The following is an 11,502-nucleotide window of genomic DNA, read 5'->3' on the forward strand; positions in this document are numbered from 1 at the left end:
CGCCGCTGCGCGATTCGGGAGGCGGCGCGCCTGTCACGGCGCTACGATCAAAGACAACGCCCTCTTCACTACAACTACATGCAAAACGGCACCCGCCTCGCCGCAGTCGATCTCGGTTCCAACAGCTTCAGGCTCGAAATCGGACAGGTCGACCATGGCCAGATCCACCGCACCGAGTACCTGAAGGAAACAGTGCGCCAGGGCAACGGCCTGGACAGCGCCCGCAATCTCACGACCGAAGCCATGCAGCGCGGCTGGGATGCGCTGGCGCGTTTCGGCGAGCGGCTGGCCGGCTTCAAGCGCTCGCAGGTGCGCGCCGTGGCCACGCAGACGCTGCGCGAAGCGCGCAACCGCGAAGAATTCCTGCTGCGCGCGCGCACCATCCTGGGCTTCGGCATCGACGTGATCCCGGGCCGGGAAGAAGCCCGCCTGATCTACCAGGGCGTGGCGCACATGCTCCCGCACACCGACGCCTCCGACAGCGAACGCCGCCTGGTGGTGGACATCGGCGGGCGTTCCACCGAAATGATCATCGGCCGCGCGCTCGAGGCCGAACTGGTGGAGTCGTACCGCGTCGGCAGCGTCGCCTGGTCGATGAAGCACTTCGCCGAAGGCCAGTTCACGCCCGCGGCCTTCCGCGCTGCCGAAGTGGCCGCCAAGGCGGTGCTCGACGACGCGCTCGGCAGCTACACGCGCGACCAGTGGGACGTGGCCTACGGTGCCTCGGGCACCATCGGCGCGGTCGGCGACGTGCTGGCCGCGGCCGGCGCGGAGCCCGGCCTCGTCACCCGCGAGGGCCTCGACTGGCTGCTCGACCGCCTGCTCAAGGCCGGCAGCGCCGACAAGCTGCGCATCGACGGCATGCGCGAAGACCGCAAGGCCGTGATCGGCGGCGGCGTGAGCGTGCTGCGCGCGGTGTTCGACCTGCTCGGCATCGAAGAAATGAAAGTGGCCCAGGGTGCGCTGCGCCACGGCGTGCTCTACGAACTGCTGGAACGCGACGAGAGCGTGGCCGACATGCGCACCGCCACCGTGGCCCGGCTCGCTACGCGCTTCGCGGTCGATGCCGCGCAGGCCAAGCGGGTGGGCGAAGCCGCCGCAGGCCTCTTCGTGCAATTGGCCCCGGCCGCACGCGGCGGCAGCACCTCCAACCGCGCGGGCCGCGCGCTGCGCAAGCTCGGCTGGGCCGCGCAGCTGCACGAGATCGGCGCGCTGGTGTCGCACAGCGACTATCACAAGCACGGCGCCTACATCCTCGACAACACCGACGCCCCCGGCTTCGCGGTGAACGAACTGCACGCCCTCGGCCAGCTGGTGCTGGGACAGCGCGGCAAGCTGCGCAAGCTCGAGGCGGCGCTCGACGACGAGACCTTCGTGATGCAGTTGCTGGCGCTGCGGCTGGCCGTCATCCTCTGCCACGCGCGGCGCGATCCCGATCCGCAAGCGCTGCACCTCGCGGCACTGGGCGCGCGTGCGTTCACGATCGTGTGCGCACCCGACTGGGCCGATGCCTATCCGCAGTCGGCACACCTCCTGCGCGAAGAAGTGCTGGCCTGGCAGAAGACCAGCAACTGGCGCGTGGAACTGAGCGGCGCTTGAGCCGGACCTAAAGGAGTTCGGGCGACTGCACCGTCACCACGACGGTCTGCACGTCCCCGTCGCGCTCGCGCGTGCGGATCCACCACAGCGCGCCCTTGCGCACCGGGCAGCTGTCTTGCTTGAGGCCCAGCAAGAGCGAGATGGCCTGCCCCACCGAGGGCTGGTGGCCGATCATCAGCACCACCGACTTGCCGTTGGGCCAACCCGCGGCACCCAGCATGGCCTCGGCCGTGGTGTCGGGCGCCAGCTCGTCGCGCAGCTTGTACTTGCGGCCCAGCGCCAATGCGGTCTGCTCGCAGCGTCGTGCAGGGCTGCAGATGATGCGGGTGCCGTCGGGCAGTTGCCGATCGAGCCAGCTGGCCATGCGCTTGGCCTGCTTTTCGCCACGTGCGGTGAGCGAGCGCTGCATGTCGTCGCAACCCTCGGTCCAGTCCTCGGCTTCGGCGTGGCGCCAGAAGATCAAGTCCATGGTCATCGTCTTTCGAACATCAGTTGCTGGATGCATCATCGTGATGCCCTCGTGATGCATAGCGGTTCATGAGTGCAGTCTGGGCGCCGTGCGCCTCGATGGCGCGCGACGCACCCTCTTCGCCCGGGTGCGTGTCGCGTTCCACGCGCGTGTAGATGCCGTCGCCGCCCAGGTCCCAGGCGTCGCGCCCATCGTGCAGGTAGGCCACCAGGCACTCGTCGATGAGGCGCTGGCGCAGGCCCGGGTCGGTCACGGGCCAGGCCAGCTCGATGCGCCGCATCATGTTGCGGTTCATCCAGTCGGCGCTGGAGAGGTAGAGCGATTCGTCCTCGCCGCTGCGGAAATAGAAGACCCGCGAATGCTCCAGGAACCGCCCGATCACCGAGCGCACGCGGATGTTGTCGGTGAGCCCCGGCACCTGCGCCGGCAGCGTGCACGCGCCGCGCACGATGAGGTCGATCTTCACGCCCTTCTGCCCTGCAAGGATCAGCGCGGCGATCAGCGCGTCGTCGGTCAGCGCGTTCATCTTGGCGACGATGCGTGTCGGCTCGCCGTTCGACGCGGCCAGGCCCAACGCGTCGATCTGCGCGACCAGGTTCTTGTGCAGGTCGAAGGGCGCGAGCCACATGCGGTTGAGCTTGGGCAGCCGGCTCTGGCTCGCCAGGTGGACGAACACCGCCTCCATGTCGGCCGTGAGCAGCGGATCGGCCGTGAGGTGGCTGATATCGGTGTACAGGCGCGCGGTGCGTGGGTTGTAGTTGCCGGTGGACAGATGCCCGTAGCGGCGCAGTTGCTTGCCCTCGCGGCGGGTCACCAAGAGCATCTTGGCGTGGGTCTTCAGGCCCACCACGCCATACACCACCTGCGCGCCGATCGACTCGAGCATCTCGGCCCAGTTGATGTTGGCCTCTTCGTCGAAGCGCGCCTTCAGCTCCACCACCACGGTGACTTCCTTGCCGCGGCGCACGGCTTCGCGCAGCAGGTCCATCAGCTCGGAGTCGGCGCCGGTGCGGTAGATGGTCTGCTTGATGGCCAGCACCTGCGGGTCGAGCACCGACTCGCGCAGGAAGGCGAGCACTCCGTCGAAGCTCTCGAAGGGCTGGTGGATCAGCACGTCGCCGCGCTGCAGGCGCTCGAAGAACGACTGGGCGGGCGACAGCGTGACGGGGAACGAGGCGGAATACGGCGCAAAGCGCAGCTGCGGCTCGTCGATCAGGTCGATCAGCTGCGTGAGCCGCGCCAGGTTCACCGGCCCGTGCACGCGGTACAGGGCCTCGGGCGGCAGGTTGAACTGCGCCAGGAGGAAACTCGCGAGCGATTCGGCGCAGCTGGCCGACACCTCCAGCCGCACGGCCTGCCCGTAATGGCGATGCTGCAGGCCCTGGCGCAGCGCGGTGCGCAGGTTCTTGACGTCTTCCTCGTCCACCGCGAGATCGGAATGCCGCGTGACGCGGAACTGAGAGAAGTCGCCCACCTCGCGGCCCGGGAACATGCTCGAGAGGTGCGCGCGCACCACGCTGGAAAGCGCCACGAACAGCGTCTTGCCGTCCGACACCTTGGCCGGCATCTTGATCAGGCGCGGCAGCACGCGCGGCAGCTTGACGATCTGGATCGGGTTCTCGCGTCCGAAGGCGTCCTTGCCGCCCAGGCGCACGATGAAGTTGAGCGACTTGTTGGCCACCTGCGGAAACGGGTGCGCCGGGTCCAGCCCGACGGGAATCAGCAGCGGGCGCACCTCGCGCTCGAAATACTCGCTCACCCATTTGCGCTGCGCCGGGTTGCGCTCGCCGTGCGAAATGATGTGGATGCCGTGCGTCGCGAAGGTCGGCATCAGCTCGTCGTTGTACAGCGCGTACTGGCGTGCCACCAGGGTGTGCGCCGCCTCGGCCAGCCGCTCGAACGAATCGACGGTGTAGGTGCCCTTGTGGTCGCCGGCGCTGCCGGCGATCAGGTGCGGCGCGGCGCGGACCTCGAAGAACTCGTCCAGGTTCGAAGACACGATGCACAGGTAGCGCAGCCGCTCGATCAGCGGCACCTCGGGCCGATGGGCCCAGTCGAGCACGCGCTCGTTGAACGACAGGATGCTGTGATCCCGGTCGAGCAGGGTGAACGTGGGCGCCGCGACGGCGAGCGACCGGTCTGCGGGGGCTGGTGACATGGACACTGATTCTGGAGCAAGCGGCACGGGAGCAGACGTAGACTGAAATATGACAGTGTCCATGTCATTTGTGACAGTTGAATGACGCTCGCGTGACGCCGCATCGCCCGCCTTGTGCGGCTCCATCATGCCCGGGGAGTGGGCCGGCGGCCCGTCGTCAGGACGGACGGCCGACGGTTTCATGCGCCGAGAAAATGCTTGCGGTAGCGTGCCGGCAGGTCGTCGATGCGCATCAGCATCGGCAGGTCGGCGGCGTTGAAGTCCGGGTCCCACGCGGGCGCCCCCAGCACCTTGGCGCCCAGGCGCAGGTAACCCTTGATGAGCGCCGGCGGCTCCACGTCGAGCGTGCTGTCCAGCCGCTCGACCGGCAGCGGCAGGCGCGGCTGCACCTGGTACTGGATCGGCGCCATGTGGCTGGCCGAAACCTGCCGCCAGATGCTGGCGGCCGCGTCACCATTCGTCACACCGTTGTGTGACATCGGGATGCTCGCGCAGCCGATCATGGTGTCCAGCTTGTTGCGGTGCATGAAGCCGGCCAGGGCCCCCCACAGTGCGAGGATCACCCCGCCCTGGCGGTGCTCGGGGTGCACGCAGCTGCGGCCCAGCTCGACCATGCGCTCGCGCAGGTCGCGCAGGCGGGTCAGGTCGAATTCGGTGTCGCTGTAGGTGCTGCCGACGCGGCGCGCCTGCGCCGGCGTCAGCACGCGGTAGGTGCCGATGACCTGGTTGGTGAGTTCGTCGCGCACCAGGAGGTGCTCGCAGAAGTCGTCGAACAGGTCGATGTCGTGGCCGGCCAGCGGCGAGGAGACGCGGGCGCCCATTTCGCCGACGAACACGTCGTAGCGCAGGCGCTGCGCGGCGCGCACGTCGTCCAGGTGACGGGCCCAGCCGACCGTGATGCCTTGCCGGGCTTCGACGGGCGGGGGAAGAATGACGGCGGGCGCCTGCGGCACCGACACGCGGGCCGCGGTGGAAACACTGGCGGCAGCGACCGTGGGCGCAGGCCACAGGGCCGCGCGCAGCCCGATCTGCGAAAGCGGAAACGTCGGGTTGGGCAGTTCTTTCATGGGGAACCCTTTCTGCCGAGGGAGTCTCCGCACCTGCGATGAAGCCGGCGTGTCAGGAAGATTGCACGCGTATGACGGTGTTACAGCCGGTCTGGCGCACTTCGTCGTTTAATTCGGTGAACCCGCGACATGGAGCTTGGACACATGGCCACCGCAGCAAACGGCACCGATAGCAGCCGCTTTCACCAGACCTTTCCCGTCCTCAGTGACACCGAGATTGCACGCATCGCGCGCTTCGGCAGCGTGCAGCAATTCGCGCGCGGGGAGCGGCTTTTCACCGCCGGCGAAACCGGCCCCGGCATGTTCGTGCTGCTCAAGGGCGTGGTCGCTGTCACGCAGCGCGACGGGCTCGGGCGCGTGGTGCCGATCGTGCGGCAGGGCCCGGGCGAATTCCTGGCCGAAGTCGGCCAGCTGAGCGGCCGCCCTGCCCTGGTCGACGGCCAAGCCGACGAAGACGTGGAGGCGCTCCTCGTGTCGCCGCAGCAATTGCGCGCGTTGCTGGTGGCCGAAGCCGATCTGGGCGAACGCATCACCCGAGCGCTGATCCTGCGGCGCGTGGCGCTGATCGAATCGGGCGCCAGCGGGCCGGTGCTGATCGGCAAGCCGCAGTCGGCCGACATGGCGCGGCTGGAAAACTTCCTGCGCCGCAACGGCTATCCCTATCACCTGGTCGATGCCGCCGAAGACCCCGACGCGGCCGCGCTGCTCGAACAATATGGCACCTGCCAGCTGCTGGCCGTGTGCCCCGACGGCTCGGTGCTGGTGAACCCGGCCGAGGATGCGCTGGCACGGTGCCTGGGCATGGTCGACACCGTCGAGCACAACGAGCTGTTCGACGTGGCCGTGGTCGGCGCCGGGCCCGCCGGCCTTGCCACCGCGGTGTACGCCGCCTCCGAAGGCCTGCGCGTGATCGTGCTCGACTGCCGCGCCTTCGGCGGCCAGGCCGGCGCCAGCGCGCGCATCGAGAACTACCTGGGCTTTCCGACCGGCATCTCAGGCCAGGCGCTGGCCGGGCGCGCGTTCGTGCAGGCGCAGAAGTTCGGCGTCGAGATGCTGATTCCGGCAAAGGTCACGTCGCTGGACTGCTCGCGCGAGAACGAGCGCGAGAGCCTGGGCATCGCCCTGGCCGACGGCCGCACGATCCATGCGCGCACGGTGGTCATCGCGAGCGGCGCGCGCTACCGGCGGCCCGACGTTCCACGCCTGGCCGAGTTCGAAGGCCGCGGCATCTGGTACTGGGCCTCGGCGATCGAAGCGAAGATCTGCTCGCAGCAGGAAGTGGCGCTGGTCGGCGGCGGCAACTCGGCGGGGCAGGCGGCGGTGTTCCTCGCGCGCCATGCAGCCAAAGTGAACGTGCTGGTGCGCGGACCGTCGCTGGCCGCCAGCATGTCGCGCTACCTCATCGACCGCATCGAGGCCACGCCCAATATCGAGCTGCAGCCCCACACCGAACTCGTGCGCCTGCACGGCGGCTCCGACGAAGGCCTCACGGGCGCGACATGGCGCTGCCACACCACCGGCAACGAGCACGACTGCCCGGCGCGCAACATCTTCCTGTTCGTCGGCGCCGAACCCGAAACCTCGTGGCTTGAGGGCTGCGCCGTCGCGGTCGACAAGCATGGCTTCGTGCTGACCGGCGCGGCGGCGAGCAGCGGCTTTCCGGCGCGGCCGGCCACGGCGCTCGAATCCAGCGTGCCCGGCGTGTACGCGGTGGGCGATGTGCGCTCGGGCTCGGTCAAGCGCGTGGGTGGCGCGATCGGCGAAGGTGCGGCCGCGGTGGCGCTGATCCACCAGCACCTGTCGCAAACCTCTGCCGTCGCCTGATCCCGTTATCTTCAACCCGTCATCCATCAAGGAGTTTTTCGGTGCCCATCAAAGCCTGCGACCACGTGCCCGCCACCATCGCGCAACCCCATACCCAGCACGGCCAGCGCGGCTGCGAGGACTGCCTGAAGACCGGCGATACCTGGGTCCATCTGCGCCTGTGCGTGCACTGCGGCCACGTGGGCTGCTGCGACTCGTCGAAGAACCGGCATGCCACGCAGCATTCGCGGGCCGAGGATCACCCGGTCATCAAGTCCCTGGAACCCGGCGAAGACTGGATGTGGTGCAACGCGCACCGGCTGCAGGTGGGCTGAAGCGCGCTGCCGCAACGCGAATTCCCGGGCCGGCACGGGTTTGGATGCGCACGTATAAGCTGCGTCCCTCCCATCACATCCCTCCCCTGGAGCCCGAGACATGCCCGCATCGCCCATCGAGGTCTATTCCTGGCCCACGCCCAACGGACACAAGGTCCACATCATGCTGGAGGAGTGCGGCCTGCCCTACCGCGCGCATCCCGTGAACATCGGCAAGGGCGACCAGTTCGCGCCCGAGTTCCTGCAGATCAGCCCCAACAACAAGATCCCCGCCATCACCGACCCCCAGGGGCCGGACGGCAGACCGATCTCGCTGTTCGAATCGGGCGCGATCCTCGTCTACCTCGCGGGCAAGACCGGCAAGCTGCTGCCCACCGGCGACCGCGAACGCTACGACGTGCTGCAGTGGCTCATGTTCCAGATGGGCGGCGTCGGCCCGATGCTCGGCCAGGCGCATCACTTCCGCCTGTATGCGCCCGAGAAAATCGCCTACGCGATCGACCGCTACACCAACGAAGCCAAGCGCATCTACGGCGTGATCGACAAGCAGCTGTCCAAGACGAAATTCATCGCCGGCAAGAGCTATTCGATTGCCGACGTCGCCATCTTCCCGTGGCTGCGCAGCTGGGAAAACCAGGGCATCACGCTCACCGACTTCCCGCACCTGAAGGCCTGGTTCGATGGCATCGCCGCGCGCCCGGCCGTGCAGCGCGGCGTGAAAGTGCTGGCCGATCTGCGCCAGCCGCTGACCGGCGACAAGGAGCGCCAGGTTCTTTTTGGCAAGACCCAGTACGAGAAACGCTGAGAAAGCCCGGGAGCCGGTCAATATCCGGGCTAGAATAGAAGGCTTGTCGGGGTGTAGCGCAGCCTGGTAGCGCATCTGGTTTGGGACCAGAGGGTCGAAGGTTCGAATCCTTTCGCCCCGACCAAGTTTTCTTTTCGGTATTTCTCGTTTTTGCTTCTGTCCGGCCCGGAATCTGCCCGTAGCTCAGTTGGATAGAGCACCTGCCTTCTAAGCAGGTTGTCGGGGGTTCGATCCCCTCCGGGCAGGCCAATCCCTCATTTCTTGCAGCTTCACGCTGCCTCGGAACTTGCACTTCTCACAGGGGTGGCGGGTTTTTCTTTGCCTCTTGCGATGTCGGTGTGTAGCCCCTCAGGGCCGCATATGACCGGGCGGAATTCATGGACAAGCGCAAAGACATGATGCAGCGCTGGGCAGACTATTCGGACCAACCTTGCCGCTGGCGCACCAGTCCTCGTGCCCAAGGCGGCCTAGAGCAGAAAGAAGCTCGCCGTTCACCCGCAGCAGCGAAGCCTGCGTATCTCCTGCTTCAGAGACAAGGGCCATCCGAGGCGGTCCGCATCAACGCTGCGTGGCAACTATGGATCCTCACGCTCAGGTCAGCGAAGTCGGCTCGGAGTCCGCGTTCACAGTGGGCCTGGGCGCGGCGCCTTCAAGGGAAGCCACAGCCGGAAGCGCGTCCCACCCTCAGCCGCCTCCCAGGTCACTGTCCCCCCAATGGCACGTGCCCGGCGCAGCATGTTCGAGAGCCCGTGCCCCGTGGCGCCCTCTGGCTGTGCAGAGATGCCACGGCCGTTGTCGAGCAAGACCACAGCCACACCGTCTGCCTCGCGCACCGTCGCCACACGCAGTTCAGTCGCGCCAGCATGCTGAATCACATTCGAAATTCCCTCCTGCAGGATGCGCAGGATGTGAAGCGCACTGCGCGGGTCGAGCCATTCGAGCGGTGGCACGTCGATGACTTCCCAGCGCAGGCTCAGGCTCGAATCGCGCAGCCGAGGCAGCAGCCGGTAGCGCAGCGTCGCCAGCAACAGCAACAGGTCAGCCTCGACTGGCTCGAGCGAGTCGACCGTGAGCTTCAGATCGTCGATGCATTCGCGCAGCACCAGTGCCATCTGCGGCTCGCTGAGCTTGCCGGCCTCGGCCACCTTCAGCGCGCTGATCAACTGGGAGCCCATACCATCGTGGATGTCCTGCATCAGCCGCTGGCGCTCGCGGCTTAGCGTTTCGCGCTGCTGCACCTCACGCAGCGTCGCGTAGTTGACCGCCAATTCAGCCTCGCGTTCCCGCAGGCGTTCGGCCAGATGGGCGTTGGCCTTCTCCACGTCGTCAACGGCGCCGACGTAGCGTCGCAGGATGATGTAGATGAACATCAACAGGCGTGCGGTCGTCGAAACCGGCCAGAGGTAGATATCCTCCGGACTCACGAAGTAGTTCTGCATCAGCCAGTCGTGGATGGCCACCGGCAGATCGATGACTCCCACGAACGAGGCCAGGATGCCTTCGCGCGCGCCCTGCCTCCAGGCGGCCCACGCAATGATCAGCACGGCCGGGATGCCCGCCAAGATGGTCAGCAGGTACGACAGCGGCGCCAACGCCTCCATGCCCGGCACCACCTGCAGCAACGGCATCGTCACGGTCCACGAGAGTGCCAGCAACACCAACAGCCCGCGCCCCACCCAGCGCGGCGCGCGCGGCACCAGCGTCGCGACGAAGAAATACCAGGTCACCAACAGCGCGTTGACCGAATTGACTGTGATCCAGCCGAACCACGCTGACGGGATCGGCAGTGGTTCCAGTCCCGTGTAGTAGTGCACCCCGCGCAGCACCATGAACAGTGTGTACAGCGCGAACAGCAGGTAGATGCTTTCGCGGCGGCGCAGGAGCCAGACGGAAAAAGCGAACAGCCCCAAGCCCATCACCGCGATGCTCATGACCTCGGAGATGCGCGACTGCAATGCGCTGCGCCACCGAAAGCGCGGCTCCAGGTCAGCCTTCGGGCCGACCCACGCTGTGGAGACCGCGCCGCCGGCGCTCCTGAGGCTGTCGATGCGGATGCGCAAGGTGCGCGGTGAACCGGTTTCGCGGTCCTCGTCGCCATCGACCGGCATCCAGAGCGGGAAGTTGAAGCTGTTCCATACCGTGTCGCCGGACGACTTGTAGATCAGTCGATCGTCCGCATAGACCGCGACGCGGCCGATGGTCTGCCAGCGCGGCAGGTAGAGGAACGCGTCGTGCGCCTGCACGCCGCTCAGGTCCAGCTCGATCCAGGTGCGCAGCCACTCCTGGGCGCTGCTCGAAGGCACCACGGCACGCGGCCAGGTGTAGGGCAAGGCGACCTGCTTCCATTCGCCCGCCAACGCAGCTGCGTCGAGCTGCCTTGGCAGTTGGCCGTAGGGAGCGTCGATTGGCTGCGTAAGTACGCGCGCCTGGGTGAAGTGTTGTACGCGCGGCGCGTTTGCATCGGTCAGCGCAATGGCGACGGACGGCCCCGCCAGAAACGCGGCGGCGAGCAGCAGCAAGCCCGCGAAGGCCCGCCTAAGGTGCGAGAAGGCCCTGGCTGCGGGCTTCATGGATGGCTTCGACCTGCGAGCGCACTTCCAACTTGGCGTAGATGCGCCGCACGAAGCTCAGAACGGTGTTGCGCGTCACGTCCATCAACCCGGCGATCTCTTCGTAGCTGAAGCCCTTGGTGATGTACTCGAGCACTTGTCGCTCGCGTGGCGAGAGCTGTGCCTGCTCTGCCGCGGGCACCTCGACCGCGGGACTCGCGGGCGTGCGCGCCTGCTTGAAGCGCGTGAGCAGCTGGCGCGCGATGAGCGGACTGATCGGGCTCCCACCGGCCTGCGCGGCGCGGATCTCGTCGACGATGTGGCGCGGAGCACTGTCCTTGAGCAGATAGCCGGTCGCGCCGGCTTCAAGGCTATGCATCACGAGCTCCTGGTCGTTGAACGACGTGCTCACCACCACGGCGCAGTCGGGCCACAGCCTCTGCGCCATGCGGATCACCTCGATGCCCGAGCCATCGGGCAGCCCCAGATCAACCACGAGCACATGCGCGGGCGGCAGAGCCAGCAGCGTTTGCGCCTCGCCCACGCTGCGGGCCACGCCGTGCAGTTGCAGGCCGTCGGCGGTGCGGATCGCCGTTGCCAGGGCGTCGGCGATCAGCGGATCGTCTTCGACGAAAGCAACACGGATCGTTGGCAAGGCGGGGGGATTCGGCATGACAGCGGCGTTTGGGGGTGCCGGATTGTCACCGAATGTGATTC

9 protein-coding genes and 2 tRNA genes are annotated in these 11,502 nt (G+C 67.3%); 6 read left to right on the plus strand and 5 right to left on the minus strand.

The window, feature by feature from the left end:
- Window positions 1–78 precede the first annotated feature (78 nt).
- Window positions 79–1,599: a Ppx/GppA phosphatase family protein gene (locus tag JC881_RS03735; RefSeq protein WP_198784333.1), complete on the plus strand. Its 1,521-nt coding sequence runs from the start codon at window positions 79–81 to the stop codon at window positions 1,597–1,599.
- 7 nt (window positions 1,600–1,606) lie between these two features.
- Here JC881_RS03735 and JC881_RS03740 read toward each other — a convergent pair whose 3' ends face one another.
- The 3 genes from JC881_RS03740 to JC881_RS03750 form a co-directional block, all read right to left on the minus strand.
- Window positions 1,607–2,068: a SixA phosphatase family protein gene (locus JC881_RS03740; protein ID WP_198784884.1), complete on the minus strand. Its 462-nt coding sequence runs from the start codon at window positions 2,066–2,068 to the stop codon at window positions 1,607–1,609.
- 19 nt (window positions 2,069–2,087) lie between these two features.
- Window positions 2,088–4,226 (minus strand): polyphosphate kinase 1, encoded by a 2,139-nt coding sequence (gene ppk1, locus JC881_RS03745; protein ID WP_233101509.1) that lies wholly within the window; start codon window positions 4,224–4,226, stop codon window positions 2,088–2,090.
- Window positions 4,227–4,405: 179 nt separating this feature from the next.
- Window positions 4,406–5,293, minus strand: a complete 888-nt coding sequence (locus JC881_RS03750) for a GNAT family N-acetyltransferase (protein ID WP_198784335.1) — start codon at window positions 5,291–5,293, stop codon at window positions 4,406–4,408.
- A gap of 144 nt (window positions 5,294–5,437) precedes the next feature.
- On the opposite strand from JC881_RS03750, the gene JC881_RS03755 reads away from it, so the two are divergent.
- The 5 genes from JC881_RS03755 to JC881_RS03775 all read left to right on the plus strand — a co-directional run bounded on the left by JC881_RS03755 (window position 5,438) and on the right by JC881_RS03775 (window position 8,485).
- On the plus strand, window positions 5,438–7,117 hold the full coding sequence (locus tag JC881_RS03755; RefSeq protein ID WP_198784336.1) for an FAD-dependent oxidoreductase: 1,680 nt from the start codon (window positions 5,438–5,440) through the stop codon (window positions 7,115–7,117).
- 41 nt (window positions 7,118–7,158) lie between these two features.
- A complete protein-coding gene (locus tag JC881_RS03760) occupies window positions 7,159–7,431 on the plus strand; it encodes a UBP-type zinc finger domain-containing protein (protein ID WP_332875185.1) in 273 nt (90 codons plus the stop codon).
- A gap of 100 nt (window positions 7,432–7,531) precedes the next feature.
- The gene (locus tag JC881_RS03765; protein ID WP_198784337.1) at window positions 7,532–8,236 is read left to right on the plus strand and encodes a glutathione binding-like protein; all 705 of its coding nucleotides are present in this window, start codon (window positions 7,532–7,534) and stop codon (window positions 8,234–8,236) included.
- A gap of 47 nt (window positions 8,237–8,283) precedes the next feature.
- Window positions 8,284–8,360: transfer RNA gene (locus JC881_RS03770), tRNA-Pro, on the plus strand.
- Window positions 8,361–8,408: 48 nt separating this feature from the next.
- A tRNA-Arg gene (locus JC881_RS03775) sits at window positions 8,409–8,485 on the plus strand.
- A 374-nt stretch (window positions 8,486–8,859) separates the two neighbouring features.
- On the opposite strand, the gene JC881_RS03780 is transcribed toward JC881_RS03775, so the two are convergent.
- Window positions 8,860–10,806: a sensor histidine kinase gene (locus JC881_RS03780; RefSeq protein ID WP_198784338.1), complete on the minus strand. Its 1,947-nt coding sequence runs from the start codon at window positions 10,804–10,806 to the stop codon at window positions 8,860–8,862.
- Window positions 10,772–11,458 carry a response regulator gene (locus JC881_RS03785; RefSeq protein ID WP_198784339.1) on the minus strand — a complete coding sequence of 229 codons (687 nt, stop codon included), beginning with the start codon at window positions 11,456–11,458 and terminating at the stop codon, window positions 10,772–10,774. Before JC881_RS03785 ends, JC881_RS03780 begins: the two co-directional genes overlap by 35 nt.
- Window positions 11,459–11,502: the final 44 nt, after the last annotated feature.

The organism is Variovorax sp. IB41, assembly GCF_016405905.1.
In the GTDB taxonomy this organism is placed as follows: Bacteria; Pseudomonadota; Gammaproteobacteria; order Burkholderiales; family Burkholderiaceae_C; genus Variovorax.

Excerpts from the sequence above, each read along its gene's own strand:
- JC881_RS03735 (WP_198784333.1), top strand. The coding sequence starts at position 79 with ATGCAAAACGGCACCCGCCTCGCCGCAGTCGATCTCGGTTCCAACAGC.
- JC881_RS03740 (WP_198784884.1), bottom strand. The coding sequence starts at position 2,068 with ATGGACTTGATCTTCTGGCGCCACGCCGAAGCCGAGGACTGGACCGAG.
- ppk1 (WP_233101509.1), bottom strand. The coding sequence starts at position 4,226 with ATGTCACCAGCCCCCGCAGACCGGTCGCTCGCCGTCGCGGCGCCCACG.
- JC881_RS03750 (WP_198784335.1), bottom strand. The coding sequence starts at position 5,293 with ATGAAAGAACTGCCCAACCCGACGTTTCCGCTTTCGCAGATCGGGCTG.
- JC881_RS03755 (WP_198784336.1), top strand. The coding sequence starts at position 5,438 with ATGGCCACCGCAGCAAACGGCACCGATAGCAGCCGCTTTCACCAGACC.
- JC881_RS03765 (WP_198784337.1), top strand. The coding sequence starts at position 7,532 with ATGCCCGCATCGCCCATCGAGGTCTATTCCTGGCCCACGCCCAACGGA.
- JC881_RS03780 (WP_198784338.1), bottom strand. The coding sequence starts at position 10,806 with ATGAAGCCCGCAGCCAGGGCCTTCTCGCACCTTAGGCGGGCCTTCGCG.
- JC881_RS03785 (WP_198784339.1), bottom strand. The coding sequence starts at position 11,458 with ATGCCGAATCCCCCCGCCTTGCCAACGATCCGTGTTGCTTTCGTCGAA.